The 23,427-nt window shown below is 40.5% G+C and carries 15 protein-coding genes; 8 read left to right on the forward strand and 7 right to left on the reverse strand.

What is annotated here, in order from left to right; all coding sequences use genetic code 11:
- Positions 1-239 precede the first annotated feature (239 nt).
- Complete coding sequence (gene typA / locus AC2SLL_RS07045; protein WP_486530978.1) at positions 240-2,090, forward strand: translational GTPase TypA; 1,851 nt, start codon at positions 240-242, stop codon at positions 2,088-2,090.
- A gap of 269 nt (positions 2,091-2,359) precedes the next feature.
- Entirely contained in the window at positions 2,360-2,782 is a 423-nt protein-coding gene (gene mscL / locus AC2SLL_RS07050; RefSeq protein WP_486530979.1) for a large conductance mechanosensitive channel protein MscL, read from the forward strand.
- Between the two features lie 105 nt (positions 2,783-2,887).
- Here mscL and AC2SLL_RS07055 read toward each other — a convergent pair whose 3' ends face one another.
- The 6 genes from AC2SLL_RS07055 to cysM all read right to left on the reverse strand — a co-directional run bounded on the left by AC2SLL_RS07055 (position 2,888) and on the right by cysM (position 11,258).
- A complete protein-coding gene (locus AC2SLL_RS07055) occupies positions 2,888-3,301 on the reverse strand; it encodes a hypothetical protein (RefSeq protein ID WP_486530980.1) in 414 nt (137 codons plus the stop codon).
- A 132-nt stretch (positions 3,302-3,433) separates the two neighbouring features.
- Positions 3,434-4,429, reverse strand: coding sequence for a bifunctional DNA-formamidopyrimidine glycosylase/DNA-(apurinic or apyrimidinic site) lyase (gene mutM, locus AC2SLL_RS07060; RefSeq protein WP_486530981.1), 996 nt, complete (start codon positions 4,427-4,429; stop codon positions 3,434-3,436).
- 3 nt (positions 4,430-4,432) lie between these two features.
- Positions 4,433-7,081 (reverse strand): RelA/SpoT family protein, encoded by a 2,649-nt coding sequence (locus tag AC2SLL_RS07065; RefSeq protein ID WP_486530982.1) that lies wholly within the window; start codon positions 7,079-7,081, stop codon positions 4,433-4,435.
- A gap of 526 nt (positions 7,082-7,607) precedes the next feature.
- A complete protein-coding gene (gene rlmD / locus AC2SLL_RS07070) occupies positions 7,608-9,152 on the reverse strand; it encodes a 23S rRNA (uracil(1939)-C(5))-methyltransferase RlmD (RefSeq protein WP_486530983.1) in 1,545 nt (514 codons plus the stop codon).
- Between the two features lie 175 nt (positions 9,153-9,327).
- Entirely contained in the window at positions 9,328-10,149 is an 822-nt protein-coding gene (locus AC2SLL_RS07075) for a 3'-5' exonuclease (RefSeq protein ID WP_486530984.1), read from the reverse strand.
- Positions 10,150-10,310: 161 nt separating this feature from the next.
- Positions 10,311-11,258: a cysteine synthase CysM gene (gene cysM / locus AC2SLL_RS07080; protein WP_486530985.1), complete on the reverse strand. Its 948-nt coding sequence runs from the start codon at positions 11,256-11,258 to the stop codon at positions 10,311-10,313.
- Between the two features lie 436 nt (positions 11,259-11,694).
- Between cysM and AC2SLL_RS07085 the strand changes: the two genes are divergently transcribed.
- From AC2SLL_RS07085 to AC2SLL_RS07095, 3 genes are all read left to right on the forward strand, one after another.
- Positions 11,695-15,096 carry a histidine kinase dimerization/phospho-acceptor domain-containing protein gene (locus AC2SLL_RS07085; RefSeq protein WP_486531105.1) on the forward strand — a complete coding sequence of 1,134 codons (3,402 nt, stop codon included), beginning with the start codon at positions 11,695-11,697 and terminating at the stop codon, positions 15,094-15,096.
- A 58-nt stretch (positions 15,097-15,154) separates the two neighbouring features.
- A complete protein-coding gene (locus tag AC2SLL_RS07090; protein WP_486530986.1) occupies positions 15,155-15,967 on the forward strand; it encodes a crotonase/enoyl-CoA hydratase family protein in 813 nt (270 codons plus the stop codon).
- Positions 15,968-16,137: 170 nt separating this feature from the next.
- A complete protein-coding gene (locus tag AC2SLL_RS07095; RefSeq protein ID WP_486530987.1) occupies positions 16,138-17,418 on the forward strand; it encodes a multidrug effflux MFS transporter in 1,281 nt (426 codons plus the stop codon).
- A gap of 207 nt (positions 17,419-17,625) precedes the next feature.
- On the opposite strand, the gene AC2SLL_RS07100 is transcribed toward AC2SLL_RS07095, so the two are convergent.
- Positions 17,626-18,111, reverse strand: a complete 486-nt coding sequence (locus AC2SLL_RS07100; protein ID WP_486530988.1) for a DUF2799 domain-containing protein — start codon at positions 18,109-18,111, stop codon at positions 17,626-17,628.
- A gap of 603 nt (positions 18,112-18,714) precedes the next feature.
- Here AC2SLL_RS07100 and AC2SLL_RS07105 point away from each other — a divergent pair.
- From AC2SLL_RS07105 to topA, 3 genes are all read left to right on the forward strand, one after another.
- Entirely contained in the window at positions 18,715-19,482 is a 768-nt protein-coding gene (locus AC2SLL_RS07105) for a ParA family protein (RefSeq protein ID WP_486530989.1), read from the forward strand.
- Positions 19,483-19,590: 108 nt separating this feature from the next.
- Positions 19,591-20,151 carry a hypothetical protein gene (locus AC2SLL_RS07110; protein ID WP_486530990.1) on the forward strand — a complete coding sequence of 187 codons (561 nt, stop codon included), beginning with the start codon at positions 19,591-19,593 and terminating at the stop codon, positions 20,149-20,151.
- 381 nt (positions 20,152-20,532) lie between these two features.
- The gene (gene topA, locus AC2SLL_RS07115; RefSeq protein WP_486530991.1) at positions 20,533-23,184 is read left to right on the forward strand and encodes a type I DNA topoisomerase; all 2,652 of its coding nucleotides are present in this window, start codon (positions 20,533-20,535) and stop codon (positions 23,182-23,184) included.
- Positions 23,185-23,427: the final 243 nt, after the last annotated feature.

The following is a 23,427-nucleotide window of genomic DNA, read 5'->3' on the forward strand; positions in this document are numbered from 1 at the left end:
TTTTTTATTTTCCTTTAAATTGTTTCTAATTATGTAATAGCATTTATCAAATAACTGCATAACTTGTAATATTAAAATGTTATACTAACGCCCTTAAACTGGCTAACCCATATCTGTTAATAATTATAGTTAAAGCATTTGCAAATCAATGAGCTTGTTTAATCTAAGGGTTGCAGACGGTTACCTTATACCGAGTTAAATTGCTGCGACTATATTTAAAATTTTTGAGTCTTTAAAATATGTCTAACGAAATACAAAATTTACGCAATATCGCCATTATAGCCCACGTTGATCATGGTAAAACTACTTTAGTTGATAAGTTATTGCATCAATCCGGTACGTTTGATGAACGGGCAAATGTTGCAGAACGCGCCATGGATTCTGGTGCCATTGAGCAAGAACGTGGTATTACTATTCTTGCTAAAAATACCGCTATTAAATGGCAACACCCTAACAAAGATATTGAATATCGAATCAATATTGTGGACACACCAGGTCACGCTGACTTCGGCGGAGAAGTGGAGCGGGTTATGTCTATGGTAGATTGTGTTCTGCTTGTGGTAGATGCTGTTGATGGCCCAATGCCTCAAACCCGTTTTGTTACTCAAAAAGCATTCGAACAAGGACTTAAGCCAATTTTGGTAATCAACAAAATCGATCGTCCTGGCTCGCGTCCTGATTGGGTAATGGATCAGATTTTTGATTTATTTGATAATCTAGGTGCTACTGATGAGCAGCTGGACTTTCCTATTGTTTATGCTTCGGCTTTAAATGGTGTTGCGGGTATGAGCGCTGATGATCTTGCAGAGGATATGACACCGCTTTTTGAAACTATTGTTGACGTTGTTGAAGCGCCGCAGGTTGATCCTGATGCTCCTTTCCGTATGCAAATTTCAAGCCTTGATTACAATAGTTTTGTGGGTGTCATCGGTATTGGTCGTATTGAGCGCGGTAGAATTAAGACGAATACACAAGTCACTGTTATCGATAAAGAGGGTAACACACGCAACGGCAGAATTTTAAAGATCATGGGCTATCATGGCTTAGACCGTATTGAAGTAGACGATGCTCAAGCTGGTGATATTGTATGTATTACTGGTATAGATGCGCTTCATATTTCTGACACAATTTGTGACCCCAATAAAGTTGAAGCGTTACCTCCTTTAACGGTTGATGAACCTACCGTTTCTATGACATTCCAAGTTAATAACTCTCCGTTTGCTGGTCGTGAGGGTAAGTTTGTGACATCACGTAATATTCGTGAACGTTTAGAGCGTGAGTTAATTCATAACGTGGCACTACGTGTTGAAGATACAGACTCTCCTGAGAAATTCAAAGTTTCTGGTCGTGGAGAGCTACATTTATCGGTATTAATTGAGAATATGCGTCGCGAAGGCTTCGAGTTGGGTGTTTCTCGACCAGAGGTTATTGTTAAAGAAGTTGATGGTAAGCTCCAAGAACCCTATGAAAATGTTATTTTTGATGTTGAAGAGGTGCATCAAGGTGCCATTATGGAGCAAGTGGGACTGCGTAAAGGCGAAATGACCGATATGCAACTTGATGGTAAAGGTCGTATGCGAATTGAAGCGGTAATGCCTGCTCGTGGCCTTATCGGTTTCCGTTCAGAGTTTTTGACGCTTACCTCAGGTTCAGGTATTTTGACTTCTAGCTTTTCACACTATGGTCCGCAAAAAATAGGTGAAGTGGGCGGTCGTACTAATGGTGTTTTAGTCTCTATGGCCAACGGTGTTTGCCTAGGATACGCTTTATTTAACCTACAAAAGCGCGGAAAGTTATTTGCTGAACCACAGCTTGAAGTATATGAAGGTATGATTGTCGGCTTAAACTCTCGTAGCGATGATATGGTAGTCAATCCAACAACAGCGAAGCAGTTAACAAACGTTCGTGCTAGTGGTACTGACGAAGCGTTAACACTAACACCCGCTATCAAATTCACACTTGAACAGGCACTTGAGTTCATCGAAGATGACGAGCTAGTTGAAGTAACGCCTAAGTCTATTCGTTTACGCAAAAAGTTCTTAACAGAAAGTGAACGTAAGCGTCACGGCCGTAGCAAAAAAGATAGCTAACCCCTTGTGTTTGAAGGGCCTCTTAGCTTGAATCTGTTATTAGTTAGTCATTAACAGCTGACAAATAATTACTTTAAATTAGGATTGATATAAATTACTATGTTAATCCTTTTTTATGTTTAATCTTTTATGTCAATCATCACGTGTTCCTGAAACCCATAAACTTAAGTAGACGGCTTAAATGAGATTTTTATTCATTTAGATGGATACTAGTATGGTTAATAATCCAATGTTGTATATTTAAATATTTTTTAAAATAGGAAGTTTTTATGAGTATGGTATCTGAATTTAAAGAGTTTGCTTTAAAAGGCAATGTAATGGATTTAGCAGTGGGTGTTATTATTGGTGGCGCCTTTGCTACTATTACAACATCTCTAGTTGAAGATATTATTATGCCTATCGTTGCAATGATTTTTGGCGGCGAGCTAAATTTCAAAAATATGTTCTTTGTCTTAGGCGATGTCCCAGAAGGTGTCGCTATGACTTATGAAGCTTTAAAGGAAGCAGGAGTTCCTATTCTTGCTTATGGTAGTTTCATTACTGTCCTTATTAACTTCATTATTTTGGCTTTTATTATCTTTATGATGGTAAAAGGTATGAATAATATGCGTCGCAATAATGACGCAGTGGTAGAGGCGCCATCAGAAGAAGTGGTATTGTTACGTGAAATTAGTCAGAAGTTAAGTAAGTAGCTTTTATTAAGCAATATTTTACAATGAACAATCCATGTGATATGTAAAAGGCTAACCTTAGGTTAGCCTTTTTGGTATGTATCATTAAGTATAAGGTGACAATAATTATTGAGGTATTACAACCACATTATCATTTGTATTAATCAAAATTTCTGAAGGTTGATCGACTATAATGCGAACGTGATTATTGGTCATACTTTGAGACTTATAGAAGTTATCTTCTGCGACAGAACACCCTAAACATCGTCCTAACGCTTGCCAAGGTTCAACTACCAGCTTTTGCTGTGCATCTGCTGTGTTTCCACCAATAATTGAAAATGGAAGGCTAACAATATAAGCAGCCGTACCAGTAATAGCCGAGACTAATTGAAGTGGTTTGCCCACAACAGTATCTACAACCATTGTTTCATAGGATGGACCAAAATCGTCTTCATCAATCTCAATAGCAGCCATACTAGGCGTCACAAGCATGATAGATAAACCTAACGATGCAACAACACGCATTAGTTTAGAAGTCATTTTATGATCCTTCATCATAGGTTGAGGTGTAATATTATAATAAACGTTAGAGCTTTTTAACGTTAGAGCTTCTTACAAGCACGGGTAAATTATTAAGCATTAACTGCTTGCATTAAATCAAGATATGCAACGTTAATCAAGCGAGTTTGGATAACGCGTAATTAATGGCTGACAGTTAGGGCAATATGTGCTTGCCCGTCCAGTAATAGAGACTTTTTCAATAAATGTCCCACAAGTTGGGCAAGGGGCTTTATATTTTCCATAAACCAATAAAGTTTGCTGAAAGTACCCAGTCTTCCCACTGGCCACCGTAAAGTCACGCAGCGTAGAACCACCTTGCTGAATAGCTCGTTTTAAAATCGCTTTAATATGCTCTACTAGCGTTTCGAGTTGCTCTAAACTCAGGTAGTGTGATGGCGTGCTAGGGTGGATACCTGATAAAAACAAACTCTCAGTAGCATAAATATTACCCACTCCCACTACAAAAACTTGATCCATTATAAGCGACTTAATGGGTCTGGCAATACTAGCAATAGAGGATGCTTTGGACTTTCTATTCATGTTGGACACAGGGTTTGGCGTGTCTATATTTCCAGTAATTTTATGGATACGGTTATACAGGTACAGGCCAGTAAACTCTTCATCAAGAGGCTCAGGGCCAAGATGGTTGAATAGTTTGTCTGAATAATCCTCATACCAAAGTACGGAACCAAAGCGTCTAGGATCATGATAATGCAGCTGTGTAATATCCCCAGTTGATTTGTCTGAGTTATTAAACGCTAAAATTAAATGATCGTGTTTTCTTTTAGCGGTGCCAATTGGAAACTGTTGCAAACTTCCAGACATCCCTAGATGAATAATGACTGATTGGGTATGCGCTGTATCAGTCTTAGGATAGTTGGCAGGCGTTTCACTTGTCAAGTCGTTATTTGACACCTTTAAAAAAGTTAATATAAGATATTTTGCACGTCGATTAACGTGAGTTAACACATACCCTTCAAGTCGACTAATATTTTCTGGAACCGGCCAACGCAATCTTCTCTCATAAACTGAGACTTTATTAACCACCTTACCCAATAATGGATTTAGGCTAGCTTTGGTGGTTTCTACTTCAGGTAATTCTGGCATGGTTTAGACCGCCCGTCTGGCATGTAAAATGCCTGGCTGCTGCTCTAGTTTAGCCAGTAGTTTCGACAACTGGGAGAGACCAGTAACCTCGATGTTGAATTTAAGATGAGCCACGTTATCGTTATCAGTTTGTGTGCCAACACCACGAATATTGACATCTTCTTTATCAATAACTTGAGTTAAGTCTCGTAGTAATCCCCGTCTATCATAGGCTTCAATGAGTATTTCAACCGGTTGATAGCTTGTATGTTGTGATACCCAAGCTGCTGAGATTTGGCGCTCAGGCTCTTTTTCAATAAGACGAGCATATTCGGCACATCCACGATTATGGATTGATACGCCGCTACTTTGGGTAATAAAGCCAGCAATGGGTTCCCCGTAAATAGGTTTGCAGCAATTTGCAAAGCGTGTTTCTATATTATCAAGTCCATCAATATTGATTTTATAAGCATCAAGTTTTCCAGTAGCTCGTGGATGGACACTTGGAGTATAGTCTAGATGTTCTTTTTCTGGTGCTAGATCTAGTTCACGTGAGATATGCCCTGTTAGCTGATGTAAACCAATCTCACCTGTGACTAAACCGACTAAAATATCGTCTGGGCTTTTAGCATTAAAGTGCTTTACGTAGTCTTTTAAATCAATACTATTTGGGTGTAAGGATAGACGACCAAGCTCTTTAGCCAGCATCTGCTTACCAATTTCTAAGTTCTTTTCACGGTCTTGCTTATTAAACCACTGGCGTAATTTAGAGCGGGCGCGACTGGTATGGATATAGCCTAAAGAAGGAACGAGCCAGTCTCGGTTAGGCTCGCGAGATGATTTAGTAATGATCTCTACCTGCTCGCCGGTTTTTAACTGATAAGTTAGCGGAACATAGCGCTGGTTTACTCTAGCCGCTTGAGCACGGTTACCAACCTGAGTGTGAACGTAATAGGCGAAATCAAGTACGGTTGCCCCTTTTGGTAACTCGGTAATATCTCCATCACGGCTGAAAACATAAATTCGCTCAAACTCTTCATAATCTACAAGCTGTTCTTCTTCATCCAGCTCGTAAGGTAAGTCATTTTGTCCATCTAAGTTAAAAAGGTTTGGATTAGGAGAACTTGTTTTATTATCAGATCTAGCCAGCAAAATCTGGCGTATTGAACTTATTTTCTGACGCAGATAAGAGTCTTGTTTGTTTTTCCCCCCTTCTTTGTACTGAACATGTGCGCACATGCCCAGTTCGGCTTCAAAGTGCATCTGGTGTGTACGGATTTGAATTTCCAGCGACTTATTTTCTGCGATTACAGCGGTGTGTAAGGAGCGATAACCGTTGGACTTTGGATTGGTTATATAGTCATCGAATTGGTCAGGAATATGTCGCCAAATGCCATGCACTAGGCCAAGAGTGTGATAACACTCTGAGGGGGTATTAACTAAAACACGCAATGCACGAATATCATAGAGTTGATCGAAGGAGAGCCCTTTAAGCTTCATTTTGCGGTAAATAGAGTAAATATGCTTGACGCGACCAGTGACCTCAGCCTGTATGCCCGCTTCTGCTAAAACTTCCTCAAGCCTTAATTGTACTCGTTCAATGTACTCTTCACGTTCACTTCGCTTCTCTGAAAGTAGTTTGGCAATTTCTTTGTAGCGATCGGGGGCAAGATAACGGAACGCTAAATCCTCAAGTTCCCATTTTATTTGAGCGATGCCTAAACGGTGTGCCAAAGGAGCATAGATGGTCATGACTTCACGCGAAACACGCTTTTGACGCTCTTCGGAAGCGTAGGATAATTCACGCATAGCAAAGGTACGTTCAGCAAGCTTAATCAGCACAACGCGAACATCATTAGTCATTGAGATAAGCATACTATAGATGTTTGACAGCTGCTCACGCTGGTTATTAGCCAGATGGTCCTCTAGACGCTTATTACTTTCTATAGTATCAGATAGCTGTCCCATTGCCAGAGTGTCAATCACTAGTTTGGCGACATTCTGCCCAAAATGCTCTTTAATTTGTTCAAGTGAAATCAGCTTAATACGTGCAGCACGATATAACATCGCAGCAGTTAACGCATCTTCATCTTGATAAAGATACGTTAAGATATCGGCCATACCAATTCCGGTCATGTAGGCACTAGAGCGATTGTTCTCGTTTAATACGGACTGAGTGCCGATCAGCTCACACGCTTTGGCTAGATTGGGAAGCTCATCAAGGTTGACCCGATTTGCAACTGTTTTAAGCCATGCTGGTAAATCAATGAGGGTGTTGTCAGCCAGCTTATTACCGGGTTCATCAGAAAATTGAAGTTGGTTCGATTGAGCAGTCCAAACCGCGCTGTGCTTTTTATTAGAGGAATGATATTCCGAGTTTTCGTCATCGGCGCTGCTAGTGTGTGTAGGATACTGGGAGTAGATTAATGTATTTAGACCTAGCTTGTTTGCACTTGAGTTGCTTTTAGCATGAATCGAGTCTTCCATTGCAGATGCCAGCTTTGAAGCGGCTAGGTGTTTTTTTAAGTCTTCATTGAGCATCACAAAAGTTGGGCGGGCAGGATTATAATAGCCATGCTGATGTTGTGCTACCATTTGTGCAGCGAGTGAAGCACTGTCTTCCGTCGTTTTACGACCGTCAATTAGGGGCAATCCTTCACGAACTTTTACCACAACTTCCTCCCTCAGCTATCTATCAATACAGTTATTATTTTAACAAACTGCGTCTTCAAACTGTCTTATGTATTCTGATGTATAAAGCCAAAACTAATAAGCGCTTTCAACTTAAGAACGCTTTCAGCTTAATAATGGATGTTATAAAACGTACGCTCTGGAGTCATCTGTTTCCTGCCTATGTTAATATTGTTTATTTGGCATTATTTACTAATAGCATTATCTTATTTACAAATATAATTTCAAGACGAGACTTGTGAACAGTTGTGAGCTGGAGAAACATTATAGACAGTTATACTATTTTAGCGTATGAATTAGTTATACCATGAATTAGTAATACCAATTTGTTTGAGAAACACGCATTTGTCAGATAGATATCAAACGTTGCAGCAGGATTATCTAAACCTATTAAACAAATAAGAAGGGTGTCATTATCATTAGTTCCGCTATCGTGCAGGCTTGTATCTTGTTTTTTAGACTGATAACTCTTTAGCGAAACTAATGGTAATAAATGAAATATCAGGCCTTAGACTGACTGAATTTTCTCAAAACGAGCTATTGATTCAACATGGCCTGTATGGCTAAACATATCCATTACACCTGCGTGTGTCAGGTGATAGCCATATTCAATAAGTGCTTTAGTGTCCCGGGCTAGTGTTGCAGGGTTGCATGAGACATAAACTATCCTAGAAGCATCAAAGCGAGGCAAATAGTGCATAACCTCCCACGCACCTGAGCGAGGCGGGTCAATCAAAATAGCATCAAAGCCTTGCTGAGCCCAAGGCTGATCGCTAAAGTCTTGGGTCAAGTCTTGCGTATAGAATTCAGTATTGGTAATACTATTACGTTTTGCATTGTCTGATGCTCGTGCAGTCATAGCGTCTGAACCTTCGACGCCAATGGCAACACCCTCAGTGCCGTTGGTACCGCCAACCAAGCGAGCTATAGGAAGGCTGAAATTTCCCAAACCGCTGAATAAGTCGAGCACTCGCTCCCCTGTTTTTAGGTCGAGTAAATCGCAAGCTAGCTTGGTCATTTTGCGATTAACAGATAGGTTGACTTGAGTGAAATCTGTAGGAATAAATTCGTAAGTTAAATCATACTCAGGAAGCTGATAATATAAGCGGCCAAACTGCTGACTCATATCGTCGCTCTCATGTAGGGCAATACGCTTAATGCTATCAGGCCCTTTTGGTTGGAGGTATAATTGCCAATTGCGAACCGAAAAAAATGCCTTTAGTTTATTAATATCATGGGTTGATAGCGGTTCTAGGTTTCGTATGATAAGGGCAACCGCCTGATTGCCATCAGCAAGCTCAGGGATTTCTTCTCCCATCGCCAACTCTATTTGAGCAATACTGCTTCTAGCATCGAGTGTACTAATAAGTGACTTTAGGTTTTCAAGCTCAAAACCAATGCGCTTATCTAAAATATGACACTCATTTAATTCAGCTAAAAAATTGCTGTTACGTTCTCTAAAACCAACCAGTGCGGTCTCTTTTTTGGCAACATAACGAACGCCCATGCGAGCCTTAGTGCGATAGGCTAAACGATCAGCTACTAAAGGTTCTAGCCAATTTTCTGGCTGTACACCTGCTTGATGTTCTAATAATTCAGCAAGCACAGTCTGTTTAAAAGCAATTTGCCCATCAGGCTGCCAATGCTGCAAGCTGCAACCCCCACAAACACCAAAATGTGGGCAAGGCGGCGTTTGACGTTCAGGATGAGCATTATCAATCAGCGCAATCGCATCTCCTTCTTCAAAACTTTTACGGCTATTGGTCAAACGAACGTTAACCGTTTCATTTGGTAAGGCAAAACTAACGAATACTTTTTTACCGTGTTTATCCAAGGTATGGCCAGAGTCATCATCAAAGCCATTACCATATACGGCAACGCCGCGACCATCATGAGATAACCCATCAATTCTAAACGGCACAGGCTTGGCGTCCTTGAGGCGTCGGCGTATTTTCGAGTTTGGCTTAGACATTTTTTTGCTGGGCGCCGTAGCCAGTGTTGATCTGCCAGATGAGTTGGAGGGGTTAGATTTTGTAGTCTGGGTGGGTTGCATAAACCTGCCTGTTTAGCTGTACTAAATATGGATAAAAAAAACAAGAAATGTGATGTTTAAATAAAAGATTTTAACACACAAATGAAGTATCAGGATGAGTGTCAAAGCATGTAACTTGTTTTATCTAACATGCAGGTAATCACTATCACAGTGACGTCATGTGAGCTGAGCAATTTTAAGGAGTCATATTCCAAGCACTTAAAAAGTCATGATGACGGATGCTATCATCACTGTCTTTTTTGAGTGATAAGTAGTCATAGGTTTGCGTTTGCCACGAGTTGAAATCACTACTTGTTAGATCGCCAGTTAAGCGTAGCCAACGCAAATAAATTAACCACGTATTGAGCACATCGGATTCGCAGTATAGTGATAAAGCGTGCCATTTATTTTCATTAACTAAGTTACCAATCATACTGCCATCTACATCTGTTTTACCCGGCAACCCATAAAGACTAGCAACAACATCCATAGCTTCACGGCGGCTCGCACCATATTGACTGAACCTATCCATCAAGTCTAAATGCCGAGTTTGAAAACGATTCACATAGTTATTAAATCGCATGTTGCTCATTCGGTTACCTTCTTCAAACAACAATGGAACGCTCAAGTTATATTGCATAGCGCGATAAATCAAAACAGGGATATCAAAACCAGACCCATTCCAACTTACTAGCTGCGGTAAATGATTAACATCACTAAAAGCCCGAAAGAATTTGGCTAACATTTCCTGTTCGGTTAGTGTTTCTCCCGTGAGTGAGAATAAAGAAAATGTATCTTGATTGGTATCAATATACAACCCAGAGATGCACACAACACGTTGTAGCGGTAAACGCATAAAGTCGTGCCCAGCTTCTTGTAAACGCATACTGGTTAAAGCAGATAAAGTATCTGAATCATTTAGGGTCGCCAGCTCAGGATAAATGCGACGGGCTCCTTCAACATCAGCAATGGTTTCGATATCAAATACTAATACGGGTGCATTTGGAAAAGTTGTCATGATTTGACCATTTTATGAGTGAAGGTTTGGGTAATGATTGAGCAACGTTATACCTGCATGATGGGGTGTCATCAGATTTATGAAATAGGTCTATATGAAATATACTGATATTAAATGTGCTCAAAGCGGTTAGCTAATAGGCCTTCTACTTTTGCTAGTGTTTATTGTTCGGTATATAGCCCTGTAGATAAATATCTATCGCCGCGATCACAAACAATAAAGGCAACCATAGCCTCAGGTTGCTCTTCTTGAATTTCAGAGGCTAATTGTAGTGCGGCCCATGCGGCTGCACCAGAAGAAACACCTGCTAGAATCCCCTCAGTACGGGCAAGTTTACGCATATAAGCTTCTGCGATATTTTGGTTAACATCCATAATACGATCAACCACACTCGCATCAAATATCTCAGGGCGATATTCTGGACTCCAGCGGCGAATACCGGCAATTGAAGCGTCTTCATCGGGTTGTAGTCCAATTACCTGAATGTCTGGGTTTTGCTCTTTTAGATATTTTCCGGTACCAGAAATGGTACCTGTGGTACCCATAGAGCTCACAAAATGAGTGATTTTCCCTTGAGTTTGTCGCCAAAGCTCGGGGCCTGTAGTGGCATAATGAGCGGCACTGTTATCTGGGTTTGAAAATTGATTGAGTACGATGCCTCTACCCTCTGTCTCAAGCTGTAGGGCTTGGTCACGAGCCGCTTCAATACCGTCATCTACCTCAATAAGGGTGGCACCATAAGCCGCCATGGCATCTTTGCGCTCTTGAGTTGAGTTGGTTGGCATTAATAGTATCAAGTTATATCCGCGCATAGCTGCAACCATCGCTAGAGCAATGCCAGTATTACCACTGGTGGCTTCAATAATAGTATCGCCAGGTTTAATATCGCCTCGTTTCTCAGCCTGCAAAATCATGTTAAATGCGGGTCGGTCTTTAACCGAACTGGCTGGGTTATTACCTTCAAGTTTGGCCAATATCTGAACGGAATGATGGATGCCTTGCAGTTGCGGAAGGCGTTGTAGAGCCACTAAAGGCGTATTCCCTAAGCAGTCTGCTAGGGTAGATATTTGATTGGTAAAATTATCTAAGTTAGAAGTAAGATTTGACATAACGATTCTCAATGCGAAGGGATATGTGTTATAGGGTATAGGGCATGTCGTATGTTTGACTGTAGTAGAGTTCATGAAACCTATCAAACTAAGACTGATTTAAACGTAAGTTACGCCCTAGCATAATATATTTATGAATGGGGTAAATTATAGCATTTTGCAAGTGCTAGGATTATCTGCAATCGGTTAAAAACCTGTTACACTTAACTCTATGGCATGTCTAGGAGGTTTTCATCTCACTTTTCATGGTGTATTTAAGAAGGATACCGTATTAGTAGCTTGCCAGTTAGCTGATTATTCCATTGAATACCTACTTATTGAATGCTGAATACAAACTTTTAACTACTATGAATAGAGCAGAGTAGGTTAATCATCATAACCCCTTATATTTTATAGCCCAGTTTTATAACCTATTATATTGAAAACATAAATTATGATGTCTAAAAAATTTTTCGATTTTGGTAGTGCCTATGCACAGCTCATACTGATGGTTTTTTTGCCCATCACGTTATTGGCGGCGGTAGGTGCCTATTTGGTGGAAAAAGAATCGCGTAAAGTACTGCAGTCAGAACAACAGACCATGGCTACGGCGGCATTAATTCGCTATGAACCTATCATTACAAAACTACTTCCAACGATTATTAGTAAAAACAACGTCCAGAAAAATGGTGTTATTAATCTGAACCAAGATAGCGAAAACTTGGGTACCAATTCAGCAGTAACAAAGGTAAATAAGGGCACGAATGCCAGTACTACGAACATCGAAATAAATGCGGCAAATGAGCATATGGCTGCTGCTAAACATGAGCTGAACAATACTGATTTGTTAAAGTTAAATAAGATCGACACACTTGAAGATGTGCAGAACCAGATTGGGTTAATTTTTGCCTCAATGAATAATGAACAGCATGTTAACCGAGTGGCTGTCATTGACGAGCAAGGTAACGTCATCGCTTCATCTGATGCCAATACAATGCCAATGTGGCATCCAGATAAAAGCGTTGACATCTTTCTTAACGAAGAGTTTATTAGTGGCGTATCAACAGCGATGGGCAGTGCTTATGGTTATAGATTGGGTAGCGTTGGGGACAAAAAATATTGGTTGTTTGTTGATATGGACAATCAGCCACTCATCATTGCAAGATTGAGAGTATGGCTAGGACTGGGATTGACCGGTTTATTCACGCTACTCATTTTACTACTTAGTCTCAATGTGTATGCAAAGCGGTGGATAGTGCCTATTTATGATTTACGTTTGCATTTACAACACATTACTCCGGACAATATGTATCACCCAGTCACAACGGATGCAAGTGGCGAGTTAAATCAGTTACAACAAGATTTGGTTAAGACTCTGCGCCGTTTATATGGTGATTTTCAAGGGCTTAAAGATCATGCAGACCAAACAGAAGATGACTTACGCGATGCATTTGATGAGATGGAGATGCAAAATATTTTCATTCGCGAAGCGCGTGACCAAGCCGTATCAAGTAGCCAAGCGAAATCAGCATTTTTGGCGAATATAAGCCATGAGTTACGCACCCCTCTCAATAGTATTGATGGATTTATTAATCTATTGGCACGGCATGGTAATCTAAATGCTGAGCAAGATTTATACGTACAAACCATCCGAAAATCGTCAGCGCATTTGCTTGCACTGGTCAATGATGTATTGGATTTTTCTAAAATTGAAGCGGGTAAGCTCGAATTAGACAAGCACGAATTCAGTTTGTATGCAGCCATTTATGATGTAATGGATATGCTTTCTCCATTAGCTTCAGAAAAAGGGTTGCGTATGGCGGTGTTGTATTATAACGACGTACCTAACACTATTATTGGCGATGCGCTGAGAGTGAAGCAAGTGCTTACTAATTTAGTAGGCAATGCGATTAAATTTACAGATGTGGGTGAAGTCGTTGTCAGAGTAGGGTTAGATGAAGCTACCAATGAGACAACCGCTGTGTCTGATACCGCTAATGACAAAAGACACAGTGGCGACATGATTCATATTGCTATTCAGGATACAGGGCAGGGTATTTCAGAAAATGCAAAGGCTCAATTATTCAGAAGCTTTAGTCAAGGTGATCCATCGATTACCCGTCAGTATGGAGGTACTGGGTTAGGTTTAGTAATTTCAAAACAACTAACAAGGCTTATGGGCGGCAAAATTGGCTTTTATGACAATGCTGAGCAATACAGCGGTGATCAAGTTGTGAGGTCAGATTCAAGCTTACATAACAACGTAGATGAGTCAAATCAAGTGGTCACAAAAATGGCAACTCGAACAGGAGCCACTTTTTGGTTTAGTATACCCGCTCATGTAGATATTGACGATGTATCTGATGTTAAATTTGGTGCAAATCTTGATGAAGGCATAAATACAAAAATACAACTACCGGTACTACGCCCATTTACTCAATCTAATGATAATGATAAGCCCTTTGAGGTACTGGTATGGATTAGTCATGCATCGAGCTTACAGGTATTTATAGCGTCTGTTCGTCCTTTAAATATCAATGTGACCACAGCGCGCTCCTTAGCAGGTGCACTTGAACGACTCAAAGAGCAAAGTGACCGTTGGGATTGGGTGGTGTTTGATGGGGGCGATGATGAAGCACTCGAAGAAAGAGCCGCATTATTAAAACAAATTCGCCTGCATTACCAAGGCAAGTTGGCTATTTACGGATACCAAGTGGCATTAGACGCTACATTATTAGAGCGTTACAAAGCCTCTGGATTATATCAGCCACTTGATAAGCGCCAGCTTTATGCCCTGCTTGATACAAGTAATGCTCATGTTTCAACCATTGTTTCTCCGCCAATTTGGCAAGGGGTTAAAATTTTGGCTGTAGATGATCATTTGCCAAACTTATTAGTATTAGACGCCTTGTTAAGTGAGCTTGGCATTGAAGTTATTACTGCAAACAGTGGTTATGATGCGGTTGATATTGTTAGCAAACATCTTATTAGAGGCGGCTCTAAGAGTACAGCCTCTTCTGTGTTTGAACATGGATCTGAAAACGAAAGTAAGATTGATTTGATTTTTATGGATGTCCAAATGCCGCGTATGTCGGGGGATGAAGCAGCGGAGCAAATTCGCCAATTAGAAGCGGATATAAATGTAAAAGACGGCATGCCAGATAGACGCATGCCCATCATTGCCCTCACAGCACAAGATTTAGTAGAAGAGAAAGAGAAGCTGATAGCGGCAGGTATCGATGATTATGTTGGTAAACCTATTAGCCGCCCACAATTATTGCAAATACTTCAGAGATGGTTGGGTAAAGGTGGCGATGCGCCCGCCAGCTCTCTGATTAGCCATGATGAGGACGTAAAGTCAAATGCGCATTCGAGTTATGTGATAGATATGAATAGCCCCCTCGCGGATAATGATTCGGGAGCTTTAATTGTGGACTGGAAGGATGCGTTAGCACGTTCAGCCAATAAACCTAAATTGGCTCATCAATTGTTGACGATGATGCAAAATTCAGTTCCTGATGAAATCAGAGAGTTAGAAGCGGCATGGCAGAACTTTGACCGTAAACAGTTGGCGCAAATTGCTCATCGAATTTTAGGTGCAAGTCGTTATACAGGAGTACCGCAGATTCGTAATGCGAGTCAAAGTTTTGAAGACAAATGCTTACTCAATGTGCAACACAATACTCCGCCACAGTTTGTATTATTAGAGGAGTATTACGATGCGCTGATAGCCAGTTTGAAGGCTTTGCAAGCTTTGGATTTAGAAGCCTGTATTACACAGCAAAAAAGTGATGCTAGCAATGATGACGATAGTGACAAGGGGCTCAGTGAAAACGACATGACTTGGAAAATGATTTAGGGTCTGTTAAATAGGTATTGATTGAAACCAAAATATTTAGAATAAGGACGGAATTTTTATGTTAGCAATGAAGCAAAAAAATTACCAGTTTATTGAACTCACAGAACAAGATGATATTCTGACCGTGGCGCTAAACAGACCTGATAAAAAAAATGCCATGAATTTTGCGATGATGCGGGAGCTCATTGACTTAGCCACTCGTCTTAAACGAGATAAAAGTATCCGAGCGGTTATTATCACAGGTAGTGGTAATGCTTTTTGCTCTGGTATTGATTTAGGCGATTTAACCAATCCTAAAAATGCCGTAATGGGTGTATGGCAATTGGTAAAGCCAACCCAAAGCTTATTTCAAAGGGTATGCTTGGTATGGAGAGAGGTGCCGGTACCTGTTTTTGCCGCCCTGCATGGATATTGCATCGGCGCAGGATTACAACTGGCGCTGGCATGCGACATTCGCATTAGTACACCTGATTGTCAAATGGCAATCATGGAAGCAAAATGGGGACTGGTGCCTGACATGGGGTTAACCCAATCGGCCTTTCATGTGGTACGTGCCGATGTATTAAAAGAGTTAGCAATGACGGGACGTATGCTTGATGGTCAGGCTGCTTTAGAATTTGGGTTAGTAAGCCATGTCGATGACAAGCCCTTAGAGAGGGCTAAACAGCTAGCGCATGAGGTGGCGACACGCTCGCCTGATGCCGTATTAGCTTGTAAGAAAGTGATTAATCATATGACTAAACAAGGCAGTTGTACGTTGTATAAAGAGAAGATATGGCAGCTCAAGCTAATGGTCGGCAAAAACCGCAAGCGTGCGATTAAAAGAGCCAAAGACAGTAGTGTACAGTTTTTACCCCGTCAGTTTAGATAGCAGAGCGCTAAAGCAATGGGAGAGCGTTTTAATTTGTGCCACAATCGATTAAATAATCTTTTGTCCATCGAACACTCTATTATATAAAATAACCCACACTAACTTCATAGCATGTAGACTATGATGTTAGGTTAGTTGGGCCTCTAATATTTTTTCATTGTGAGTTTTTTATGTCTTCGACCTCCAACTCTAATAACGAGTTGCCAAACACCCATGTTGAAAATAATTTGTCAAATGCGACGGGCAACACACCTAAGTTTCCCCTCGCGTGGATTATGGTGCTAGGGTTAATAGTTGCGATTGGTCCGTTGTCTATTGATATGTATTTGCCTGCGTTACCCCGAATGGCAGACGACTTTGGGGTTAGCACTGCCAGAATCTCCAATTCGGTTCCTGCCTATTTCACAGGATTGGTGGTTGGGCAACTAATATACGGTCCTCTTAGCGACCGCATTGGGCGGGTTAAGCCCTTGTATTTTGGTATGATGCTATATGTGATTGCCTCTATTTTGTGTGCCACAACAGATAGTGAATATGTATTATTTATTTGTCGTACGTTACAAGCACTCGGTGCTTGTGTCGGTGCGGTGGTTACCCGCGCCGCCATTCGAGATACCTTGCCGCCTAAACAGATGGTAAAGGCATTCTCTATTATGATCCTTGTTATGGGTCTAGCACCGATACTAGCTCCTTTTTTAGGGGCCCAGTTATTAAAAATATTTGACTGGCAAGCTATATTCTGGTTCTTAGCTGGGTTTGGAATACTAAATCTGATATTAACTAAGTTGTTTTTTAAAGAGACACTAACCGATGACAATCGTAGTACTCGGCCTTTTTCTAGTGTATTCAGCCAATATTGGGATTTATTAAGAGACTCTAAATTTAGCTATCCTGCCATTGGTGCAGGTTTACTGATGGGTGCGATGTTTGTGTATATCAGTGCAGCGCCTGAGCTACTTATGGATAACTATGGGTTAAGTGCAGAAAAATTTAGTATTGTTTTCGGTATAAACGCTGCTGGATTTATTGGTCTGACCCAGATCAATCAAATAATAATCAATCGCTTTCGTTTAGTCAGTATTTTGCGATTTGGGGCAGCAGCACAAGCGATATCATCAGTTATATTGCTAATTTTGGGTATAGTGTTTGGTTCTTCAGCACCTCTAATACCTGTGTTGATATGTATATTCTTTTGTATATCTGGGCTTGGGCTAACTCAGCCTAATGCTTCGGCTATCGCCCTGACCTTTCAAAAACATCGTGCGGGCATGGCAAGTGCATTGCAAGGCTCGTTAATGTTTTGTGTAGGTATTTTTGGCGGGCTGTTATTAAACGTGTTTCCTGTCAGCCCTGTGTTGAAGCTAGGGATAACCATGAGTCTTTTGATGTGTGGGGGTGCCTTTCTAGTGTTTAAGCTTGATAGGAATTTGAATTTAGACAGCGAGCAATAATACCGCTAATGGGGAAGGTAGTATATTAGCCTTGCTGAATTAATTCGTTAAGCGCTAGGTTAAGACTACTTAGTGTCGTAGTGGCACTGGTTTTCCAGACCCCTGTCACTTTAGTATTTGGACTTTTAGTACTAGGTAGTATAGGGACATAAAAAATGGTTTAGCTGAGATATCGAACAAAGCCATTAAACAAGTCTGTAAATAAAGTTACCAAACAGGACGAATATATGGCGTATGCCAGCGCCGATTAGGATAATAGAATGGGTAGGGCGTTGTGAGGTAGTCCATATCACGTTGACGTAAGTAGTAATAGCGACCCTGACTGTAAGCTTCTTCTAATTTCTCAATTCCCTCAACTGGACAAACAGGCTGCCAAGCGAACCCTTCACGTCCAAGTTTATAAGCATTTAGCTCGGTACAAAACTGTTTAAGCCCTTCTTGGCGACCTTTCTCCCACAGTTCCCGTTGTGGAACCCCATCTGAAACACTTGAACAGTCGTTGATGTACTTACCGAAATATGCTCCAGAACGACCTGATACACCATCATTAAACCCTGTTTTTTCCCAATCAGTGGTTCGGCATTGTTCAGGAAGCAATGCTTTAGTCGTCACACATCCTGATAATGTCAACGTCATTAGTATCAATGAAATACTAACAAATATATTTGCTACCGCTGCGTATTTATTTGTCATATCAAATACCTAACTAAATCATAGGTTGAGTGTATTATCACTTCGACTATTCGTTTCTTAACTGTAACATAAAATAGTTTTATCTTTTTATAGATAAGCAACTTAGTACCCATCATAAATCGATTTATTTAACTGATCGAAACGGGAGTCGTTTATAGGGACACAATAAGCAGAAAGTCAAATATATGATGGCTATAGTAAAAGTAAAGCAAAAGAGTTATGGTATAACTTAGCTAATAAAAGGGCTATCTGTCATTTTTCAACTCATTTTATCTCTCTCTCCGATAAATACCTCCCAGGTTAAAAAAGTAAAGGAGCGGGTTTATAAAATCTGCCGTTTATTTTATTTGTTATGATAGACTAAAAACAAGACATAACGAGTCACTATACTCATTCAATGCTAATTGATGTGTCGGTGTAATCAATATAATAGGTTCAATCACAGTTATTTAAATGACACTAAATAACACATTAGAGTCAAGTATATTTAAGTTTGTTAGGTATCTCTAATGTTGGGAATGTTGGGAATGTTGGGAATGTCGGGATTTTGATATAGATAATGTGGCTTATAACATGGATATTATTTTTTAATAGGCAGCAATAATGAAAACAGTATTGGTGGCAAATCAAAAAGGTGGTTGCGGGAAAACATCCGTAGCAGTAACGTTAGCAGCAGCATTGGCAAATCAAGGACAGTCTGTAGCATTAGCAGATGCCGATTCACAAAAGTCTAGCTTGTTTTGGTTAAAGCTTCGCCCTAAAACGGCAGCACCTATTTATGCGGTGGATTGGCAAGATGATGGCGATATTGGCGACTTACCTAAAAAGGTAGCAAAAAATCTGGGTAAGAAAGATTGGTTAATTATTGATGCACCTGGCTCTTTAACACCAGAGCGTGCTAAGTCACTCATTAGTGAAGCTAAAGCAATTATAATACCTGTATTACCCTCGGTATTTGATGCAGATAGCACCAAACAGTTTTTAAAATCCATTGAAGACATAAAACGTATTCGTAAAGGTAAAGTCGATATTCATTTATTAGCGAACCGAATACGCCCACAAACCAGCGCCAGCCAATCATTAAAAGACTTTTTTGACAATGTTGGTCAGCAGCCTTTGGCATGGATCAGCGAACGCAGTATGTATCCTCAGCTCGCTGAGCAAGGTTTAGCGGTATTTGACCGTACTCAAAAGCCTTATCGAGATGTGCAAGCGCAATGGAAACCGGTTATGGACAAGTTGATGCCTACAGTGGCCAGTAAATATGAAGCAGATTTAGTAGATGCTGAAATTCCAGAGTCTCTTGAGAAATTAGCAAAACCTAATGTAGACTCCCATTTATCTTACACTAGCTCTTCATGGTATGAGTAGGGTTTTGGCGTGTAAAAAAGCAAATGTGTATTGCGTTAATTATTAACTGTTATAAAAGTCCTCAACAGTGGTAAAGTGGTCGCAAAATATATTTACTGGAAACTGCTTATGGGTGTTTGGATTGTTGCTGCTACCGTGCTTTTTTTACTGGGAAGCTTTATGGCATTAAAGCCAGGTGGTGTGGACGTACGACTCGACAAACTACGCATGACTGCACGAAAGCATGAGCTGAATCCAAAAGTCGTTGTATGTCCAGACTGGATACGCGGACGTAATAATGAATTTGGACGTGGGATGCTAGGGCAATATGCCCTTGTTTTAGATAAGAAGAAGTTTTCTGAAAGTTACTATCAAGTTATAGAAGGTCAATTACGTCCTTTAATGCTTCCCAATCATACTGTCGGTAACTTCCTAAGTACACCCAACGTAAGTACACCTAGTTTAAGTAAGCCCAATTTTTCATTAGATGGTCAGCCCCTTAATTTGCCAAGTAGTATTGCTCCATTTATTAAAGGGGTATATAGCAAGGCAAACTATTTGGTCGTATTTTGGGACGAAGCGGACTATGTGAAACCGTTAAGTAACCCTAATTTTGAGACAGCAAACATCGAGTCTGATTTGATCTCATTAAAGTCAACTATGTGTGATTGGGCTGATAAATTATCGTAAAAAGACTTGGGTATTAATACCATTCAGTGTTTGTTTTTCCCACTATAAAGTCCCTTCTATTTAAAATGTTTATTGACAGCATTGCCATTGGCAGTGTAACGTCTAAACAATTTGGTCTCATATATGGTTTAAAAGTAATAAAATTTTGGAAAGAAACTAATCATAGATAGCTGAGTTGTAAACTCAAGACAATGTACAAAATAATAGTTTATTAGATCTATTAATTATCGCTAGAGACCCTATAAATTTATACATTAAAAAATAGTATATTTAATGCGGTTAAATATTATTCATCAGCTACTTCTTTATTATTAAGTGACAGGGTAGCGTATGAAAAAAAATAATGAGAAATATTAAGAATTAATTAGGATTGTGAAATCAATGGCAAAGACCACTCGCAAAAAATCAACCTCTACAGCAACCAGTGCTAAAGGTAAGTCACTGGTCATTGTAGAATCCCCAGCAAAAGCAAAAACGATTAATAAGTACTTAGGTAATGACTTTATTGTTCGCTCGAGTATTGGTCATGTTCGGGACTTACCGACCAGTAGTGGTGCAAAGAAAAAGGTAGCCTCATCCGATGAGAGCCTAACGAAAGAAGAAAAGGCGCAACAAGCCCTAGTGCGTAGGATGGGCATTGATCCAGAGCATGGCTGGAAGGCCGTTTATGAAGTGTTACCCAGTAAAACTAAGGTTATTAAAGAGCTCAAATCACTCGCAAAAGATGCTGATAAAATTTATCTCGCAACGGATATGGATAGAGAAGGGGAGGCGATTGCTTGGCATTTGCGTGAAGTTATTGGTGGAGAGGACAACAAATATCAACGTGTGGTTTTTAACCAGATTACCAAAAATGCTATTCAAGAGGCGTTTAAAGAGCCTGGTAAACTTGATATTGACCGTGTTAATGCACAGCAAGCCCGCCGATTTTTAGATAGAGTAGTAGGGTTCATGGTATCGCCATTGCTTTGGCAGAAAATCGCCCGTGGTTTATCGGCTGGACGTGTGCAGTCAGTGGCTACTCGGCTTGTGGTTGAGCGTGAAAGAGAAATTCGTGCCTTTATTCCCGAAGAATATTGGCAGATTCACGCCGATACCACTATGAAAGGCGATGATAATGCCAAGGTTGCCAAAGACACCCCCATTCGCTTAGAAGCGGTAAAGCAAAATGGTAAAACGCTTAAGCTGATTAACAAAGAACAGACTGATGCCGTTTTAGCTATTTTAAAGCCCGCCAGCTATATTGTAAAAGAGCGTGAAGAAAAACCGACGCAGTCTCGTCCAAGTGCACCATTTATAACCTCAACGCTACAACAAGCCGCCAGTACTCGTTTAGGTTTTCCTGTTAAAAAGACCATGATGTTAGCTCAGCGTTTATATGAGGCGGGTCACATCACTTATATGCGTACCGATTCAACCTTTTTATCAGGTGATGCTCTGGCTTCAGTACGTGGGTTTATAGAAGACAGCTATGGCAAAAAATATTTGCCAGAAAAGCCCAACTTTTACGGCAATAAGCAAAACGCTCAAGAGGCGCACGAGGCCATACGTCCTACAAATGCAAATCTCAAGTCAACTCAACTAAAAGGCATTGAACGGGATGCGATTCGCTTATACGAGCTAATTTGGCGTCAATTTGTGGCATGTCAGATGCTTCCCGCTAAGTATAAGTCGGTAAATTTATTAGTAGAAGCGGGCAACGTAGAGTTGAAAGCGCGTGGACGTACCATGGTTTTTGATGGCTATACCAAAGTTATGCCACCTGCAAAAACAGATGATACATTGCTTCCTGATGTTAAAAAGGGAGATGAGCTGAATCTTATACAGCTTGACCCAAGTCAGCACTTTACCAAGCCACCTGCACGGTTTACCGAAGCAAGTCTAGTAAAAGAGCTTGAGAAGAAAGGTATTGGCAGACCGTCTACCTATGCTTCAATTATCTCAACCATTCAAGACCGTGGTTATGTCAAGCTTGAAAATAAACGTTTATATGCCGAAAAGATGGGCGATATCGTTACTGACCGTTTGACAGAGAGCTTTCCTGAGTTAATGGATTATACCTTTACAGCGGGTCTTGAAAGCGAGCTGGATCATGTGGCTCAAGGTCAGCAAGACTGGAAAGGTGTATTGGATGAATTTTACGGAGACTTTAAAACCAAACTGGAGCATGCTAAAGATGAAGATGGTATGCGTCCAAATGACCCAACGGATGTACCTGATGTGCATTGCGACTTATGTAATAGACCCATGCAACTTCGTAATGGTTCAACGGGGGTATTTTTAGGGTGTACTGGTTATAATTTACCCCCGAAGGAGCGCTGTAAAGGCACTAAAAACCTAATGCCAGTGGAGGCTTTTGCCAACTTAGACGACAGCGAGATTGATGATAGTGTCGAAGTTAAAGAGTTAATGGAGAAAAAGCGTTGTCCTAAATGTAGCACGGCGATGGATGGTTATATTGTAGATGGTGGATTGAAATTACATATTTGTGGTAATAATCCAGATTGTGATGGATATACCTTAGAGGAGGGCAAGTTTGAAGTGCCTGGCTCTGACGCACCAACGATAGACTGCAATAAATGTGATGGGCAAATGGAATTAAAAACAGGTCGCTTTGGTCCCTACTTTGCCTGTAACAAGTGTGATAATACACGTAAAGTGTTAAAAAATGGTGAACCTGCACCGCCAAGAATGGATCCGATACCGATGCCTGAGCTAAAATCGCAAAAGCATGATGATCACTTTATTTTACGTGAAGGTGCGGCAGGCTTATTCTTAGCAGCGTCTAAGTTCCCTAAGGTGCGAGAAACACGCCCACCTAAACTGTCTGAGCTACGAGCCATAAAAGACAAAATGGAAGATAAATTCCAGTATTTATTTGAAGGGCCAGATGAAGATCCGGATGGTAATCCAACCATATTGCGTTGGTCACGAAAGAAGAAAGAGCAATATATAGGCTCGGAAAGCCTCAAAACCAATAAGGCAACACGTTGGGGTGTTTATTGGCGTAACGGCGAGTGGGTAGAAGAGTAGTTTGGTAGCCGGTGCCCTTACAATCTGATAATTGATGACTTGTATGATCGCCGCTTTAATCTTCCTAAAATGGACAAGTGTCTAATTTTGCCAATATATTGCAAAATTGTATTACTTAGAATGACTGAGGATACAAAGTCTCACTGTATACTGCCTAAATAATAGACACCGCCAACTCCCCATTTGAATGTTCAATACACCCTAATATGCTCTGTATTATTAGTACATGATACTAATGCATCA

This window comes from Psychrobacter sp. CX97, from assembly GCF_057396285.1.